Source organism: Bradyrhizobium niftali (genome assembly GCF_004571025.1).
Classification (GTDB): Bacteria; Pseudomonadota; Alphaproteobacteria; order Rhizobiales; family Xanthobacteraceae; genus Bradyrhizobium; species Bradyrhizobium niftali.
This window is the reverse complement of record NZ_SPQT01000002.1, coordinates 200,226-215,296: the sequence shown is the minus strand read 5'-3', so window position 1 is coordinate 215,296 and position 15,071 is coordinate 200,226. Positions and strand designations below refer to the sequence as shown.

General features: G+C 62.8%; 18 protein-coding genes and 2 pseudogenes. 7 read left to right on the top strand and 13 right to left on the bottom strand.

Annotation, left to right across the window (positions count from 1 at the left end; translation table 11 throughout):
• Positions 1-45: 45 nt before the first annotated feature.
• From E4K65_RS06105 to E4K65_RS06095, 3 genes and pseudogenes are all read right to left on the bottom strand, one after another.
• A pseudogene (locus E4K65_RS06105) lies at positions 46-923 on the bottom strand (AraC family transcriptional regulator).
• A gap of 159 nt (positions 924-1,082) precedes the next feature.
• Positions 1,083-1,745 (bottom strand): glutathione S-transferase family protein, encoded by a 663-nt coding sequence (locus tag E4K65_RS06100; protein ID WP_135173388.1) that lies wholly within the window; start codon positions 1,743-1,745, stop codon positions 1,083-1,085.
• A gap of 102 nt (positions 1,746-1,847) precedes the next feature.
• Positions 1,848-2,645, bottom strand: coding sequence for an SDR family NAD(P)-dependent oxidoreductase (locus tag E4K65_RS06095; RefSeq protein WP_135173387.1), 798 nt, complete (start codon positions 2,643-2,645; stop codon positions 1,848-1,850).
• 89 nt (positions 2,646-2,734) lie between these two features.
• On the opposite strand from E4K65_RS06095, the gene E4K65_RS06090 reads away from it, so the two are divergent.
• Both E4K65_RS06090 and E4K65_RS06085 read left to right on the top strand, forming a co-directional pair.
• The gene (locus tag E4K65_RS06090; protein WP_049823243.1) at positions 2,735-3,277 is read left to right on the top strand and encodes a winged helix-turn-helix transcriptional regulator; all 543 of its coding nucleotides are present in this window, start codon (positions 2,735-2,737) and stop codon (positions 3,275-3,277) included.
• Between the two features lie 58 nt (positions 3,278-3,335).
• Positions 3,336-3,749 carry a GFA family protein gene (locus tag E4K65_RS06085; RefSeq protein WP_135173386.1) on the top strand — a complete coding sequence of 138 codons (414 nt, stop codon included), beginning with the start codon at positions 3,336-3,338 and terminating at the stop codon, positions 3,747-3,749.
• A gap of 22 nt (positions 3,750-3,771) precedes the next feature.
• Here E4K65_RS06085 and E4K65_RS06080 read toward each other — a convergent pair whose 3' ends face one another.
• From E4K65_RS06080 to E4K65_RS06055, 6 genes are all read right to left on the bottom strand, one after another.
• Positions 3,772-4,179: a hypothetical protein gene (locus tag E4K65_RS06080; protein WP_167770568.1), complete on the bottom strand. Its 408-nt coding sequence runs from the start codon at positions 4,177-4,179 to the stop codon at positions 3,772-3,774.
• 135 nt (positions 4,180-4,314) lie between these two features.
• Positions 4,315-5,574, bottom strand: coding sequence for a serine hydrolase domain-containing protein (locus tag E4K65_RS06075; protein ID WP_135173384.1), 1,260 nt, complete (start codon positions 5,572-5,574; stop codon positions 4,315-4,317).
• A 130-nt stretch (positions 5,575-5,704) separates the two neighbouring features.
• Complete coding sequence (locus E4K65_RS06070; protein WP_135173383.1) at positions 5,705-6,067, bottom strand: ArsR/SmtB family transcription factor; 363 nt, start codon at positions 6,065-6,067, stop codon at positions 5,705-5,707.
• A complete protein-coding gene (locus tag E4K65_RS06065; RefSeq protein WP_135173382.1) occupies positions 6,067-6,729 on the bottom strand; it encodes an SRPBCC family protein in 663 nt (220 codons plus the stop codon). Before E4K65_RS06065 ends, E4K65_RS06070 begins: the two co-directional genes overlap by 1 nt.
• Before the next feature lie 190 nt (positions 6,730-6,919).
• The gene (locus tag E4K65_RS06060; RefSeq protein ID WP_135173381.1) at positions 6,920-7,303 is read right to left on the bottom strand and encodes a VOC family protein; all 384 of its coding nucleotides are present in this window, start codon (positions 7,301-7,303) and stop codon (positions 6,920-6,922) included.
• A 123-nt stretch (positions 7,304-7,426) separates the two neighbouring features.
• Positions 7,427-8,167, bottom strand: a complete 741-nt coding sequence (locus tag E4K65_RS06055; RefSeq protein WP_167770567.1) for an SGNH/GDSL hydrolase family protein — start codon at positions 8,165-8,167, stop codon at positions 7,427-7,429.
• A gap of 148 nt (positions 8,168-8,315) precedes the next feature.
• Here E4K65_RS06055 and E4K65_RS06050 point away from each other — a divergent pair, with 148 nt between their 5' ends.
• Together E4K65_RS06050 and E4K65_RS06045 are read left to right on the top strand one after the other, a co-directional pair.
• Positions 8,316-8,777 (top strand): GbsR/MarR family transcriptional regulator, encoded by a 462-nt coding sequence (locus E4K65_RS06050; RefSeq protein WP_235885512.1) that lies wholly within the window; start codon positions 8,316-8,318, stop codon positions 8,775-8,777.
• A gap of 63 nt (positions 8,778-8,840) precedes the next feature.
• Entirely contained in the window at positions 8,841-9,524 is a 684-nt protein-coding gene (locus tag E4K65_RS06045; RefSeq protein ID WP_167770566.1) for a methyltransferase family protein, read from the top strand.
• A gap of 54 nt (positions 9,525-9,578) precedes the next feature.
• On the opposite strand, the gene E4K65_RS06040 is transcribed toward E4K65_RS06045, so the two are convergent.
• From E4K65_RS06040 to E4K65_RS06030, 3 genes and pseudogenes are all read right to left on the bottom strand, one after another.
• Positions 9,579-10,334: a citrate synthase gene (locus tag E4K65_RS06040; RefSeq protein ID WP_135173378.1), complete on the bottom strand. Its 756-nt coding sequence runs from the start codon at positions 10,332-10,334 to the stop codon at positions 9,579-9,581.
• A 45-nt stretch (positions 10,335-10,379) separates the two neighbouring features.
• Positions 10,380-10,478, bottom strand: a pseudogene (locus E4K65_RS06035) (GMP synthase (glutamine-hydrolyzing)); the annotation flags it as partial.
• Between the two features lie 8 nt (positions 10,479-10,486).
• Positions 10,487-11,449, bottom strand: coding sequence for an AraC family transcriptional regulator (locus E4K65_RS06030; protein WP_167770564.1), 963 nt, complete (start codon positions 11,447-11,449; stop codon positions 10,487-10,489).
• 213 nt (positions 11,450-11,662) lie between these two features.
• Here E4K65_RS06030 and E4K65_RS06025 point away from each other — a divergent pair, with 213 nt between their 5' ends.
• On the top strand, positions 11,663-12,433 hold the full coding sequence (locus E4K65_RS06025) for an alpha/beta fold hydrolase (protein WP_135173376.1): 771 nt from the start codon (positions 11,663-11,665) through the stop codon (positions 12,431-12,433).
• Between the two features lie 64 nt (positions 12,434-12,497).
• Here E4K65_RS06025 and E4K65_RS06020 read toward each other — a convergent pair whose 3' ends face one another.
• Positions 12,498-13,394, bottom strand: a complete 897-nt coding sequence (locus E4K65_RS06020) for a LysR family transcriptional regulator (protein WP_135173375.1) — start codon at positions 13,392-13,394, stop codon at positions 12,498-12,500.
• 285 nt (positions 13,395-13,679) lie between these two features.
• On the opposite strand from E4K65_RS06020, the gene E4K65_RS06015 reads away from it, so the two are divergent.
• Together E4K65_RS06015 and E4K65_RS06010 are read left to right on the top strand one after the other, a co-directional pair.
• On the top strand, positions 13,680-14,414 hold the full coding sequence (locus tag E4K65_RS06015) for an SDR family NAD(P)-dependent oxidoreductase (protein ID WP_135173780.1): 735 nt from the start codon (positions 13,680-13,682) through the stop codon (positions 14,412-14,414).
• A 16-nt stretch (positions 14,415-14,430) separates the two neighbouring features.
• Complete coding sequence (locus tag E4K65_RS06010) at positions 14,431-15,024, top strand: NADPH-dependent F420 reductase (RefSeq protein ID WP_235885511.1); 594 nt, start codon at positions 14,431-14,433, stop codon at positions 15,022-15,024.
• Positions 15,025-15,071 lie beyond the last annotated feature (47 nt).

Genomic DNA, 15,071 nt, shown 5'->3' with positions numbered 1-15,071 from the left:
TTGCGGCTCATCCGCCCCACAGCCATTGCGATCTCCACCAATGCGCTATTTCAGCGGCAGAAACACTTCCGCAACCGTCTCATGCTCCGGCACCTCCGGGAAGAAGTTCAGTCGCTGGCAATAGATCGGGAAGTCGCGGGCCTCCTCGCCGCTCGCCGGAAGCCAGTCGCGATAGAGGTAGAGCGCGGCGGGCTCCAGATTGTCGGTGTAGCCGACGACCCGCAGCACCGCGCAGCGCCCGCCGGGGATCTCGCCGGCCTTGATCTCTTCGCCATTCGCCTCGATCGGCTGGTCGGTCCCGACACAAAGATCCGTGCTGTAAGCGGCCGGCGAGTCAGGACGCCGTTCGGACCGCCAGACATTGAAGGTCGGACTTATCCTCGGGTGCAGGCCCGCTGCCTTGCGCCACGCGATGAACCGCCGGATGGTGTCGCCGAGCGTTGCCGGGTCGCCCGATGCTCCATGATCGCCACCCGCGTCGGGGGCACATCGCGTATCGTCACGTCGTCAGTGGTAAATCTCTTCATGAGCTTGCTCCTCGCGTTGTCGAGAGGCCCGAAGGCCACAAGCCACGGCTCCCAGTCGGGAGAGTTGCGGAACGACGACGGCGATTGCCCGAACCGTTGCCGAAAGGCGCGGGCGAAGGCATCCGGGGCATCGTAACCGGCATCCATCGCGATGTCCGTGACGCTTTGGGCGTCCGCGTAGGCCAGCCGATAGGATGCGCGTTTCATACGTGCCAACTGGACATAGCGATGCACCGACAACCCGAAGGTCGCCGTGAACTGCCGGTGGAAATGAAACTTCGAGAAGGCCGCAACAGCGCTTAAGCTTTCCAGGTCCAGATCGCTGTCGAGATTCCGGTCGATATGCTCCAGCACCCGCCGCATCCGGTCCTGATAGTTTTGCAGCGCCCCCTTCATCGTCCCTCCTCCGTGGCGGCTCCAGTTAGTCGCTGACGGCCATGATTTGCTCGACCGATCTTGCGGTTTGGCAGATCGCAGGTCGCGCTCCAGCACCCGCCGCACCCGGTCCCGATAGTTTCTGATGCGCCGCCTTCACCGCCCCTGTGGCGGCTCCAGTCAGTCGCTGATGCCAGGCGGCGTATTCCGCTTGTAGTCTTCCAGCTGGGCCTGGATCGCGCGTTGGAACGCTGGTCGGCTAACGCATCTGTCAACGTACGATCTTGTTGCCGAATAGTCGTTCAAAATGCCGCTGTCGGTGAGCTCCCTGAGGACAGTGCTCATCACGATGTCACCGGCCGTGAACCGCCCCTCGAGGAATTCCCTGTTCTCGAGCCAGACATTCAGGCCCGTCAGTTTCCGCCGCAGACCGCTTTCCGCGACCGGACGATAGTCTTTCACCCAGGGTTCACCTGCATGGAAGGTTTCCAGTCCAACAAAGTTCTTCGCGTGGGGTTCGACGGAATTCAATGCGGCGATGACCCAGGCGGTCACGCGTGCGAAACCCGCGGCTGTCGTGGGCGCCAGCGCCTCCGACTGCCTGGCAAGGTGCAATACAATCGCTCCGGACTCGAACAGCTCAACTTGATCATCGCGATAGGCTGGCACCTGCCCGAATGGTTGCCAAGCGCGGTATTCGCTCCCGTCCAGAATTTCGCGATCGACCAGGATGACGTCATACGGCAAGCCAGCCTCTTCGAGCGCCCAACGGACCCGATGATCCAGGGCATATCCCTGGGCAAACGGTGGAACCCACCGAAACGCCGAAACCTGCGGAGTCATTGAAGCACCTCTCTCGTATCGTGAGGCATCCTATGGACAGCCGCCAACACTCTCGGTGGGGTTCGCTGCCAAGTGTCTCGAACGGGTCCGAACATTTTTCGCCTAGTCGAGCACTGAACCGCAAGTGAGGTTCGCGATGGGGCCGGTCATTGCGCCGGCGCGGTCCGATGCAACAAAGGCAGCGAATTCCGCCACCTCCGCCAGTTTCGGCGGACGCTGAAGGAGAGCGCCCTTGCGCACCCAATCGTCGAGCATCGTCTCCACTGTCACGCCTGCGCGGTTGGCGAAGCCCTCAAATACCGCCTGCGCGTGCGATGCCGGCAATGCTTCCGGAATTGCGTCCGGGCGAAGACACACAACACGGACTCCACTTGATCCCAATTCGGCGGCGAGAAGCCGTGAAAAGGTCTCTATCGCTCCACATGTCACACCAAATCCCAGGACGCCCGGACCGGTTGCGCGTGCCCCCGGGGTTGAAAGGGTGAGAATGACGCCTGAACCCTGCTGGATCATCTGGAGTGCTACAGCCTTGGCCGTAATGAAGTTCGATTTCATGTAGGCTGTCACGGGGAATAAGAAATCTTCGAGCGAGAGCTCGGCAAGAGGCGCGCCCTGGACATGAAACATCCCGATGGCATTCAAGGCTATATCGACGCGCCCGGCAGCGGCCAGGACATGCTCCAAGTGCCGGTCTACCGAGGACGCATCCAGCGCATCGACTTCAGCGATGTCGACAACGCCTCCTTTCCGCTCAATGTCCGCAGCGACTTCTTGAAGCTTGGAGAGCGTCTTTCCAGCGATGAAGACCCTTGCTCCTTCGCGAGCGAATGTCCGCGCGGCCGCGCCGCCAATCGCTCCACCGCCACCGTATACAACGGCAGTCTTACCCTCCAACAGCATCGGCGCCTCGCCTCAAACTGATTGCATTTTAAAACTACTTGCATAATGGGATCAGTTTTGTCAATTAGCTTCCAATGAGGACTTTGCGAATGGTTGAGCCACATCGGTCCGGCTGCCCGATCAATCTCACTCTGGAAATGCTCGGCGACAGGTGGAGCCTTATCGTCATCCGCGACATTTTGGTCGGCAATCGCCGGCATTTCCGTGAGTTGCTGACGCAATCCGAAGAAGGGATCGCGTCCAACATTCTGGCGGATCGGTTGCATCGCCTCGTCGATGCCGGGCTGCTCTCGAGATCCGACGATCCAACGCATCGCCAGAAAGCGGTCTACAGCCTGACGGAGCCGGCAATTCAGCTTGTCCCCCTGCTCGCCATGATGGGAGCCTGGGGACGCCGGCATACGCCAGCCACACGCGTTCTTTCGGTTCGCGCGCAACTCCTGGAGGAAGGAGGGCCGGATCTCTGGTCGGACTTCATGGACGAACTGCGGAGTCTCCACCTCGGACGTCCGATGAAGGGGCCGTCTGTCATCGCGAAGCTTCAGGCTGCGTTTGCGAAGGCGGTCACTGGACAGAAAGATGTCACCCCAACACCCGAAAAATTGCCCCGCCGGGTCAAGACGAAGAGATGAGCTGGTCAAAAACAACGCCTGACATTGCGTTCGGATCAATTTGTGGAGGCCGGTGCCAATGACTCTCACGGGCAGATGTTCTTGCGGATCTGTTCGATATTCGATCTCTGAGCCGCCGATCCGCGGCTTCCAATGCCAGTGCCACGACTGCCAGCGCGATACGGGGACCGGTCATAGCTCCGTCTTCGTATTCCCGCGCAACGCTCTCTCCGTCACCGGCGAAGTGCGCGAAATCGCCCGCACGGCAGACGGCGGCGCGGTCAAGCGCAAAGGATTTTGTCCGAACTGCGGTTCGCCGATCTACAACAAACCGGACGAGAAACCCGAATTCATCGGCATCTATGTCGGCACGCTGGACGATGCCAGCACGTTCAAACCGGCGGTCGCCCTGTTCTGCTCGCGCGGCTATGCATGGGATCATCTCGATCCAGAGATTCCCAAGCTGCCGGAATGGCATCCGGGATCGCGTTGACGATAGCCAGGTAGAGCGAAAGCTAGCGACGCATGGCGGCCAGCGTGCACATCACCGCCGAAGCGGCACCAACGCCTCCGACGATGACCCACATGCGCGGACCAAACATGGGCGCCGAACCCAAATGGGGATGCGGGATCACGAATTCATCGAGCCAATAGATCGTCGCCATGCTGATCCCGGCTCCGATGAGAAGGCTAGCGGCGACGATCCATGACTTCGAGAAGGCGCGGTTCGACATCCATCGCGTCGCCGCGCCGACGGCAAAGGCGGCGGGCGCCCCGACGACATAGGCCCCGATCAAAAGGACAGGGATGAGCGTCAGGACACCAAGCGCGGTCGAGACCAGCGAGCCATTCGGCAGAACGGCGTCGCTTGACCTCATGACCATCTGCCAGAAGATTCCCGCGAGCGAGACGGCAAACATCATCGCGAATCCGACCGCCGGCCCCATCAACCCAAACCACACGGCGGACCGTTTCAAGAGATTGCCTTCCAGCCAGTCAATGCGGCGTCAGCTCTGTGCCGCCATGGGCGAATTCACGACCATGCCTCCCGGTCCCGCTCACCCGCCCGCCGTCAGCGCCTTCGCCAGCGCCATGTAGGCCGGCAGCGTCACCGGATCGTTGGCGGCGTTGCCCGCGACAGGGTGCGAGGCGTAGCGCGCGATCACCATCTCGGCCTTGGGATCGACGTAGATGCCCTGGCCATGGACGCCGCGCGCCATGTAGGCGCCGTGGGCGTTGTGCGTGACCCACCATTGATTGCGATAGGAGGCACCCGGCAATGTGGTGTAGCCGGCCGGCTTGAACTTTTCGGGATCACCGCCGCGCGCGATGTCCTCGACCACCGACGACGGCACGATCTGGCGGCCGTTGAAGCGGCCGTGATTGCGCATGGTCTCGCCGAAACGGGCGAGATCACGCAGCGTGGTGGACAGGCCGCCGCCGCCGCTCTCGGTGCCGATGCGGTCGACGTGATAATGTGCGTCTTCCTCCGCGCCCATGGGCGTCCAGATCCGTTCCGAGAGAAGATCGGACAGCGTCATGCCGCTGGCGCGCCTGATGATCCAGGCGAGCACGTCGGTGTTGACGGTCTTGTAGGCAAAGGCCTTGCCGTGCTCGCCCTGCTTCTTCTGCGCGACGAGGAAATCGAAGATGGTGGTCGGGCCGTCATAGTCAGGCGGAATCGGCGCCATGCCGTTGGCGCGCCGCAGGCCCCACACATGCGAATTCCTGTCGGTGTAGACTTCGGTGTATTCGAGGCCCGTGGTCATATCCATGACCTCGTGCACGCGCGCGTCCCCGAATGCGCTCGCCTTCAGCTCCGGCACATAGTCGGTCACTGGCGCCTGCGGATCGACCCTGCCCTCGGTCACCAGAATGCCGGCGAGCACGCCGGTGAAGGATTTCGTCACCGACATCCCGATATGCGGCTTGTGCGGCTTCAACGCGCCGAAGTAGCGCTCGTAGATCAGCTTGCCCTGGTGCAGCACCGCGATGCCGTCGGCATAGGTCTCCTCCAGCATCTTCGCGAAGGTCATGGGGCGGCCGTCCATGGTGACCGAGGCGACCGCGCCGATGTCTTGGTCCTCGCGCGACAACACCGACGCGGGCCCTGCCCCGCGCCAGACGTTCACGGTCGGCACCAGCTGGCGGATATTGCTCCAGGCCCAGCGCAGCTCGGGGAAGCTGCGGAACGAGCCGTCCTGGAAGGCGACGGTGCGGTCGGGCGCGGGCGGGAAGCCCTTCATCCAGCCGAGGGATTCCGGGTCGGTTTCGGTCGCGGATGCGGGGTGTTGGTTGGCGGCGGCGGCGACGGACATGCAAGCAAGCTCCGGAAGCGGATGAAGAGCTCGCACGTATCATGGCCCCACGTGGTCAACATCCAGCATTTGTGCCGAGGTGACCGTCGCCGCGCGCTTGGCAATGAGCGGGGCACGCTGGTCTCCCCGATCAGGCCCTCTTGCCGCTCCGTTTCGTCATAGGCGCGTTACGCCGCTCCCGCTTGCCGCGCGCGATCTCCGTCGCCAGCGCGTCCAGCTTCGGCTCCCAGAAATTCCTGAACTGACCGATCCACGCATCCACCGCCTGAAGTCCTGCCACGTCGACCGCGTAGAACCGTCTTTGCGCCTCCGCCCGAACCGTCGCAAAGCCGCTCTCGCGCAGCACCTTCAGATGCTGCGACACGGCGGCCTGCGTGATCCCGAATTCGGCCCCGATCGCCTCCACGACTTCTCCGGACGCCATTTCCCCCGGTACGAGCAGTTCGAGGATGCGACGACGCACGGGATCGGCGAGGACTTCGAAGATGTGCATCAGCTTCCTGTACCGGGATGCGCGATATCGGGCGGCATTTCGCCGCGATAGAAGGCAATGGTGCGGTCCGAGCGCTCCTTCGCCAAGGCCGGATCGACCCCGCTCGCGACATGTGCTGCGCGCCAATACTCCCCGCTCCTCGTCATGAACTCCTTGCCCTCGGGCGAGCCCATCCACGCCTCCGCCGTCTCATGGTCGACTGCCGCTCCCGTCGCGAGATATCGCTCAAGTCCCGCAATGGAAAGGTCCCAACCGATCCCCACCGCGCCCGGACCGAACTGATTCCAATGATCCTCGATCATCGCGGTGTGCTCAAGAGTCAAGCGCGCCTGGCTGCGTTCTGCCGCCAGCGCGACGTCGATCCAGCTTGTGGCGCCACCGAACTCCCACGTCGCGGCAAAATGAGTTGGCGGCGCGCAAGCCGTGATGGTGCCGCCCGCGTTTCCCTTGAGCTGGTACCTTCCTCCCAATTGGAGGTCGCCCTCGACCGGAAGGAACCAGCGCGGGATGCGCTCCCTGCTCGTCAGCGCGTCCCAGAGATCATCGACGCTCGTGTCGTAGAGCCGCGTCAACGTGACCGCGCTGGCCGCTCTCCCGTCCTTCTCGAAATTGCGCACCGAACGCGTGGCGAGCCCCAACACCCTGACAACGTCGATCTCCATCCCGGTTCTCCCTGTCGTTTCACGCCGATGAATATCGGTATCGACTTATATAAGTCAATACTTAATTTAACAGCGGATCCGGGCCCTGCTGCAGGTGTTCGTCGTCGTCCACGACAGTGTGAGCGTGCGTGTGAGATGCTTCACAAGCTGCGACGATCGAGCGCCGAAGAGGCTTGCGCCAGCGCCGGACCTAATCCGTCATCAGCCGGCTCGGCCAGCCCACGCGGACGAGCAGGTCGTCGGGGCCATTGAGCGCGAATTCATACATGCCCCACGGCTTGTGCTCGGCCACGCGGCTCGGCTCGGCGATCTCCGGGCTCATCGCCGCAGCCAGGCCGCGGACCCGGGGCGTGTAGACGTAGACGCCGAACGGGTTGCTCCCCGGAGTGAGCCAGCCCTCCACCGCCTGCTGCAAATGCACCTCGCCACCAACACCATCCGACAGCATCCGATATTCTTCGTAGCCTTGATCGACCGGCCTGAAGAAGCCGAGCCTGTTCCACCACCGTTCCGCTGCATCAAGGTCGTTGCAGGGAATGATTGCGACTACGCTCGATGTCCGCCGCTCGTCCATGGCGCTGCTCCGTTGAATATCATGCAATGATTGCACCTTGTGCCTCGCTGGTGACCTCGCTTCGACATCGCACATGAAGTTGGCGCGGCTACGCCTACGGCGCGAATAGAGGCGAGGATCACCTTAGCAGGCGTCGATGAACTCTTGAATACGATCCGCCACGATCCGTCCCGCGCGGCTATTCAGGTGCACGCCATCGGTATGGAAACGCCATCCATTCATGCGCGCGACCTCGTCGATGCTTCGCCGCAGCACGAGCACACGGAACGCGTCAAGATAGAATGGCAAGAAACCAAATGACGTGAATGCCTGACCGGGTGAAGCGCGAAGCTCCTCCGCGATCGCTTCATAGAGTTCAATGTAGCGGCAGTTCTCCTCATCTGCGACGGCAGCCACGATATCGGAATATTCCTTGACCCGGCGGTTGAGCTCCTTCTGGAACGGGTCCTCCGAATCCAGGTTCTCGCCGATCGGGCAGAGTGAGCAAAGCCCGATATCTGCAGCCGCATCGCTCTTCAGCCTGCGGGCCAGTTCGGTGAGGTTCTCGCGGAACCAGCCAGGCGACGGGGCGCATGGAAGGTGCTTTGAAATCGAGAAGAAGCGCCGCGCCCGCCTCGACACGAGGGCGAGGACATCGTTGCCACCAACCCAGACGACGACCTTGCTGGGACGACAGGCAAGCACCGCAGGCAATCGCTTGAGCGCATTGTAGGCCAGGTCACCACCGACACCGAAGTTCTCGAATTTGACTTGCGCATTGCGCGGGCGGGCGCGCAGCTCGGCGATCCAGTCGAAGGCCTGCCCTTTGCCTGCCGTGCTGCTCGATCCGAGGCACGCCACGGTTTTCTGCTCGACGACCGTCATGGTGCTAGGCTCCCGCCGAAGCGTGAACTCCGGCGACATGATGCCGATCCTGCAAAACATAGGCAGCAGCGCACTGACAGGGAGGCATGAGCCCCCGCTTGACGCTTGCAGCCGGCCTTTAATTCTATATATTCGGGATATGCCGAATATGTCAAACAAAACCAGCAGGGACGAGCAGCGGTTCACAGAGGACGTGGCACGGCTGCTCACGCCCTGGGGCGTACCGCCCGTCGCCGCCCGTCTCTATGGCTATTTGCTTCTCTGCCCTCGCCCCGCCAGCCTCGATCAGATCACCGAAGACCTCGAGATCAGCAAGAGCAGCGCAAGCGTCGCCGCTCGACTGTTGGAGAGTTACACGCTGGCGCGCCGCCATAGCGAACCTGGGACAAAACGCGCGCTTTATGCCGTAGCAGACGACTACGAAGTCATGGTCCGGCAGCAGAATCGTCTGCTCGACGCGTTGGCCGGGCAGTTGAACGCCGGGGCTGAAATAGCTGCGTCCAAGGCGGCAAGCGCGCGTCTCAGGGAGATGGCCGACTTCTATCGGGTCATGCGCGGCGCCATGGAGGACGCCATCAGCCGCTGGACGCGTGGCCGACGACGGCAATGAGGAACCCCGCAGCGGCGCTGACCGTGCGGAAGAATCCGAACCTTCGACGGGAAAGGCAGAAAGATGGGTCTCGTACTAAATCTTATCGTCCAAACGATCGTCTGGTTCGCCTTCATGGGCGCGATCATCTTTGGTGCTGCAGGCACGACGGACTACACCGGAGGGTGGCTCTATCTCGGAGTGATGGTCGCGCTCTCGGTCGTGTTTGGGACAACCATGGCGCGCGTCGATCCGAGCCTGCTCAGAGAGCGCCTCAAGCCGCCCGTACAGAAAGATCAGCCGCTCGCGGACAAGCTGATTCTCATCCCAATCCTGCTCCTCATATTTGGAGGAATGGGCTTCATGGCGGCAGATGCGGCACGCTGGCGCTGGTCGGCAATGCCATCTTCCGTGCAGTGGGCTGGCTGCGGGCTCCTCCTGGCGGCGATGTTGTTCATCTACTGGACCATGCGCACGAACAGCTTCGCGGCGCCGGTCGTGAAACTGCAAAGGGACCGCGGGCAGGCGGTCATCACAACAGGCCCCTATGCCATCGTCCGCCATCCCATGTATTTCGGCACGCTCTTCTACATCGCCGGGACATCGCTCGTGCTCGGCTCGTGGTGGGGACTTGCGACGGTCCCCATCCTCGCCCTCCTGTTTGGCATCCGGATCGGCGTCGAGGAGCAGACGCTTCGCGCGGGCCTCGAGGGCTATGACGACTACGCGCGCCGTGTGCGCCGGCGCCTGATTCCGTTCATCTGGTGAGACGGAGCACTATCGCCAGAGGACACATCGGCTCCGATCAAGCCGTAGCTTGCGCTACTTCTTTAGCTTCGGTCCGATATACTGCGCTCTGGGGCGGATCAATCGTCCTGTCTCAATCTGCTCAAGACTATGCGCGATCCAGCCGACGACGCGGCCAAGTGCAAAAATGATGAAAGGCGAGTCGGCCGGGAGAGCATAAGCGTCCGCAAGCGCGGCAAGTGCAAAATCGATGTTGGGCAGTTCTCCGGTCATCACCTCGGCGACTGAGCAGATCTCCGCGAACATGTCGCTCGGTCGGAATTGCGCCAAAAGGGACGCCGCGCGCGGATCGCCTTCGGGATAGAGCGGCTGGCCAAATGTCGGAAGCGGTTGACCTCGTGATAGCCATTGGCTCAACGCCTGTTGCGACCCGATCTTCTTCGCATCCTCCACGAGCATCAGCAGCATTTTGGAAGCTGCGCCATGAAATGGCCCCGTGAGGGTCGAAAGGCCGGCAAGGACACATGCTGAAAGCGGTGCCCCGGTCGAGGCGCAAATTCGTGCCGTGAACGTGGAGGCGTTGAGCTCGTGGTCGGCCAATAGAACCAGGGCGCGCCGAAGGATATCTTCGGCCTCTGGCGACGACCATGCTGCCGCCAATCGAATGTGAACTGGTTGGGCTTCAGCGGCTTGCCGACCGATCATCGTGTCGTAGAGGTTGCTGCATAGACGCGTACCGTGTCCCACGAGGCTCAGCGTGTCCTCCCTCCGGTTCGCATCGACGACATTTCGATGCGTTGGGAGACGCCAGCGCGCCCCCTCGGATCGGATCCGGCCGAATGGTTCTGATCACTTCGGGCGCGGCATCGGAAGGATCACCTCGTTGATGATGCGCGTGGCGGTCTCGCCCAGGAACGTCATGTCGAACTGGTAGAAGTCGGCGGTCACGCCGTCGGTGGAGGTGACGGCGCGCAAGGTCGAGGTCAATCGGATGCTTTCACTTCCGAACCGTTCGGTTGCGCGTGGCCTCCATCAAGACGCTGAGCGGCCCGGTAGCGACCGGGCGACAGGCCGTGATGTCGGTGGAACAGTTTTGAAAACGCCGCCGCTGTCTCGTAACCGACCCGGCTCGCAATCCGTGCGATGGGCTCGTCGCTGGTTTCAAGCAGGAACGCCGCTTCCGCCATCCGGCGTTCGATCACGTAACGATGCATGGACTGACCTACGAGCCTGGTGAAGCGCGCCGAAAATACCGAGCGGCCGAGCCCCACGCGCTGACCGAGGTCGCTCAGGGTCCAGGGCCGCTCCGGGTTTTCGTGGATCAGCTTGAGCGCCGGTCCGATATGCGGGTCCGATATGGCCCCGAGCCAGCCGCCTTGTCCGGGACTGAGAGACGCGATCCAGCTTCGGAGCGCCTCGACAAAGAGCACTTCCGTCAGTCGTGAAAGCGCGACGCGTTGCCCGGGACGCTCGAGCGCGGACTCGCTCACCATGCGGCGCAGGATGGCTTCGAGCCAGCCACCGTCCGCCGTCGGCTTCAGCAGGAGCACGGGCGGAAGTAGCTCGAGCACGCTGCCGAACGAGGGCCGCGACACGGTGAAATTGCCGCAGATCATGGTCGAGAGCGGCTTTGCACGGCCGCCGTGACGAACGACGCCAAGACGTGCCGACGATCGATCGAGGTCCACAATCTGCAAAGGCTTGGCCCGGCGATCCGAATAAAACACGTGGGGCTCGCCGCGCGTGATGACGACGAAATCGCCCTCGGTCATCTGGATTTCCTGTCCCTGTTCGAGCGCAAGGGTCGCCGAGCCTCGGCTGAGGTAGTGAAACAACGCGTAGGGGCGCGCCGGCAGCTCCAGATTCCAGGGGTGGCCGAGCTCGAAGTGGAAGAGCAACGTCCCACCGAGACGAACGCGATCGAGCACCTGGGCGAGGATATCCATGCCGCCCAAGCTAATCCGATGGACGATCGGACACAACATCCGGACGATTGATCCCTATCGTCCGAAAAGTCCACGGACTAGGTCATCCCGCAGCGGGCCGACATCACGTGCGGCAACCATTTCGCCAACGGCGGACGGAAGAACCGCGACCTGGAAACGCCTGTCCATTCCCCCCGGACCTCATTTCGTCCGACATTCCAACAGGAACATTCAATGCGAAATATCCTCCTCTCAGCCGCCACCGTGCTCCTGGCCGGAACGACATTGGTCGGCTCCGCTTATTCCGCCGAACTGCCCAAGGGCGCAGCCCACAACATCGTGCTCGTGCACGGCGCGTTCGTGGACCAGACGAGCTGGCAGCCCGTTGCCGATATTCTCACGAAGAAAGGCTACCGCGTCACGCTCGTGGAAAATCCGCTCACCTCGCTCGCCGCCGACGTCGATGCCACCAAGCAGGCGCTCGCGAAGCAGGACGGCAAGACTGTTCTTGTCGGCCATTCATGGGGCGGCGTGGTGATCACGCAAGCCGGCAACGATCCCAAGATCTCGGCGCTGGTCTATGTCTCCGCCTTCGCACCCGAAGTCGGTGAATCCCTGGCGTCGCTCGCCAAGGCCGGCCCGCCGACCGAAGGCGGCAGTGCGATCCATCCCGACGCGAAGGGCAATCTGTACATCGACCCCAAGGTGTTTCCGTCGGCCGTCGCGGCTGACCTTCCTCCGGAAATCGCCGTGCACCTGGCCAACTCGCAGCTACCGTTGAACCACGTTGCGTTCGAGGCCCCGGTCGACATTGCAGCCTGGCACGACAAGCCGACGTTCTATGTCATCAGCACCAAGGACAAGGTGCTCGCGCCCGAGGCCCAGAAATCGTTCGCGGCCAGGATCAAGGCCCAGACGACGGAAGTCGCCGGCAGCCATGCCTCGCTCGTCGTCCATGCGAAGCAAGTCGCTGAGGTCATCGAAAAGGCCGCGCTCGCGAAGTGACGAACCTGCTCCCGGCACTTCGGTGTCGGGAGCGTTTGCTCGGAATCTAGCAACCTGCCGCACATCAGTCGCGCGATACGGACAGCCCCGCGAGAAGCGGCGCGTACGCGGCGAGCCTGCGGGATACGAACTCGGTGAAGAGCTGCACGCGCTTGGTCTTGCGTGTCTCCCCCTGTGTGAGAAGCCAGAGCGTTCCGTACATGTGCAGATCGGTGCCCGGCACCCTCACCAGCAGGGGGTCGGCGTCTCCGACAAAGCACGGCAGTGTCGTCATCCCGATCCCTTGCCTGACAGCAACGATCTGCGCCCCGGCGTCTGTGACCCTGAACGGAACGCCGGTGGTGCGGACCTCACCCTCGCTCGCCCAATCCGGAATTCCATGAATGCTGATGACGATCCACCTGACAGGATCAGGCGCGCCGGCACGCCACGCGGCCAGTCGATCCCGGGACATGTAGACGCCGCCGAACACCTCCGGTCCCTTCAGGCCGTGAAGATTGAGCGGCAGGGTCTTGCGGTCGTAGACGACGCGGATCGCGACGTCCGCCTCCCGGTTGGTCAGATTTGCCAGCTCACCGAACGACAGGATGTCCATCTCGATGTCCGGATGCAGACGCGCGAAATCGGCGAAATCAGGCATGAGCAGGTGAGTCGCAAGCGGCGGCGCCAGCGTCACCCGCAGAAGCCCGCGCACGCTCTGGTCGCGCCCGAAGACGCGCGTCTCCAGCTGGTGCGACGACGCTTCCATCTGGTCCGCGAACTCGAGGACCTCCTCGCCCGCAGCCGTCAGGCGGTAGCCCGAAGGCAGCTTTTCGAACATGTGGACCCCGAGGCGTTCCTCGAGTTGGGCGATGCGTCGCAGCACGGTCGCGTGGTTCACACCGAGGCGCTCGGCGGCAGCCCGCACCGAGCCTCCGCGCGCGACGGCAAGAAAGTAGCGAACGTCATCCCAGTCGATCATGGTGCAATCTCGCACCGCACGGTGCGCCTTCCAAAGCCCGTATCCAACCCATCGAACAGCATCTCGTATGTGGGTGGCGCGGGGCGATTATCACAGCCCGTGCCGACAAGCGCCCGAGTCCAAACGGCGGACACCGATCGTCGCGGCTGGCGTCAGTCGTCCAGCCGGATCGATTTCGCACCACCGATGTGCGCGCTTCCGCACTCAACGCCTGACGCCGGCAGACCCATCTCGAGGTTCTCGGGGGCAGATGCTGTCCCGACCGACACCACGAATGGAGAAGTCATGGGAAAGCTTGAAGGTAAGGTTGCAGTCATCACGGGCGGATCGAGCGGCATGGCGCTGGCGAGCGCCAGCCGGTTCGTTGAAGAAGGCGCCTATGTCTTCATCACGGGCCGGAGGCAGGAGGCGCTCGACGAGGCCGTCAAGCTGATCGGCCGGAACGTGACCGGCGTGCGCGGCGACGCGGCCAATCTCGCCGACCTCGACCGCCTGTTCGACACGGTCAAGCGGGACAAGGGCAGGATCGACGTCCTGTACGCGAGCGCCGGCATCGGCGAAGCCGTCCCACTGGGCGAGATTACCGAGCAGCATTTCGATGCGACCTTCGGCCTGAATACGCGCGGCACGCTGTTTACGGTTCAGAAGGCCTTGCCGCTGTTCAGCGATGGCGGATCCATCTTCATGACCGGGTCCGTTGCGTCGGTGAAAGGTTTTCCCGGTTACGGCGTGTATGCGGCGAGCAAGACGGCGTTGCGCTCATTCGCACGCACCTGGCTCAACGAACTGAAGGGCAGGAATATCCGGGTGAACGTGCTGAGCCCGGGGCCGATCGCCACACCGATGCAGGACCAGGTTCTCACCGAGGAGGCGAAGCGGATGTTCGAATCCCTGATCCCGCGGGGAACGATGGGGCGTCCTGAGGAAATCGCGGCGGTCGCGCTGTTTCTTGCTTCGGACGATTCGAGCTTCGTGAATGGGGTGGAGTTGTCTGTCGACGGCGGCTTCTCGGCCATCTGAAAAACGGAGAAGCATTATGAGCTACGCAATCATAGGATTCGGCAAGATCGGCCAGGCCCTCGCCCATGCCTTCGCCCGCAAGAACATCGAGGTAACTGTCGCGAGCCGCCGGCCGCCCGAGGCGCTGGCACCGCAGGCTCGGGCGATCGGCCCCACGGTCGTCGCCAAGTCGCTGCGGGAAGCGCTGGAGGCCGACACCATTATCCTGGCGGTCCCGTTCGGGGAGCATCGCGAGGTTGCGAAGGCCCTGCCGAGCTGGCAAGGCAAGACGATCATCGACGCGACCAACGGGTTTGGAGAAGAGCTGGACGGTCTTCTGTCCTCCGCCGTTGTCGCGAAGGCGTTCACCGGCGCCAGGCTCGTGAAAGGTTTCAATCACCTGGGTGCGGCCAAACTGGCTGCCGATCCGATCGTCGAGGGCGGGCACCGGGTCGTCTTCCTGTCTGGTGACGACGAGGACGCGATCGCTCCCGTGGCGGCCCTGGCCAAGCAACTCGGCTTCGCACCCGTCAAGCTGGGCAAGCTCAACGAGGGTGGCGCACTAGTGCACGCACGCGGCCGCGTCTGGGGTCAGCTCATCTTCCAGGATCTATTCAAGAAGGAGCAGTAGTAGATCTAGGACCGTATGATCGACACCGAGAACCGGTCGCGCGCGCC

Excerpts from the sequence above, each read along its gene's own strand:
- E4K65_RS06100 (WP_135173388.1), bottom strand. The coding sequence starts at position 1,745 with ATGACTCCGCAGGTTTCGGCGTTTCGGTGGGTTCCACCGTTTGCCCAG.
- E4K65_RS06055 (WP_167770567.1), bottom strand. The coding sequence starts at position 8,167 with ATGACGGTCGTCGAGCAGAAAACCGTGGCGTGCCTCGGATCGAGCAGC.
- E4K65_RS06080 (WP_167770568.1), bottom strand. The coding sequence starts at position 4,179 with ATGATGTTTGCCGTCTCGCTCGCGGGAATCTTCTGGCAGATGGTCATG.
- E4K65_RS06070 (WP_135173383.1), bottom strand. The coding sequence starts at position 6,067 with ATGCACATCTTCGAAGTCCTCGCCGATCCCGTGCGTCGTCGCATCCTC.
- E4K65_RS06020 (WP_135173375.1), bottom strand. The coding sequence starts at position 13,394 with ATGATCGACTGGGATGACGTTCGCTACTTTCTTGCCGTCGCGCGCGGA.
- E4K65_RS06065 (WP_135173382.1), bottom strand. The coding sequence starts at position 6,729 with ATGGAGATCGACGTTGTCAGGGTGTTGGGGCTCGCCACGCGTTCGGTG.
- E4K65_RS06090 (WP_049823243.1), top strand. The coding sequence starts at position 2,735 with ATGGTTGAGCCACATCGGTCCGGCTGCCCGATCAATCTCACTCTGGAA.
- E4K65_RS06050 (WP_235885512.1), top strand. The coding sequence starts at position 8,316 with ATGTCAAACAAAACCAGCAGGGACGAGCAGCGGTTCACAGAGGACGTG.
- E4K65_RS06060 (WP_135173381.1), bottom strand. The coding sequence starts at position 7,303 with ATGGACGAGCGGCGGACATCGAGCGTAGTCGCAATCATTCCCTGCAAC.
- E4K65_RS06010 (WP_235885511.1), top strand. The coding sequence starts at position 14,431 with ATGAGCTACGCAATCATAGGATTCGGCAAGATCGGCCAGGCCCTCGCC.
- E4K65_RS06030 (WP_167770564.1), bottom strand. The coding sequence starts at position 11,449 with ATGGATATCCTCGCCCAGGTGCTCGATCGCGTTCGTCTCGGTGGGACG.
- E4K65_RS06085 (WP_135173386.1), top strand. The coding sequence starts at position 3,336 with ATGACTCTCACGGGCAGATGTTCTTGCGGATCTGTTCGATATTCGATC.
- E4K65_RS06045 (WP_167770566.1), top strand. The coding sequence starts at position 8,841 with ATGGGTCTCGTACTAAATCTTATCGTCCAAACGATCGTCTGGTTCGCC.
- E4K65_RS06025 (WP_135173376.1), top strand. The coding sequence starts at position 11,663 with ATGCGAAATATCCTCCTCTCAGCCGCCACCGTGCTCCTGGCCGGAACG.
- E4K65_RS06095 (WP_135173387.1), bottom strand. The coding sequence starts at position 2,645 with ATGCTGTTGGAGGGTAAGACTGCCGTTGTATACGGTGGCGGTGGAGCG.
- E4K65_RS06015 (WP_135173780.1), top strand. The coding sequence starts at position 13,680 with ATGGGAAAGCTTGAAGGTAAGGTTGCAGTCATCACGGGCGGATCGAGC.
- E4K65_RS06075 (WP_135173384.1), bottom strand. The coding sequence starts at position 5,574 with ATGTCCGTCGCCGCCGCCGCCAACCAACACCCCGCATCCGCGACCGAA.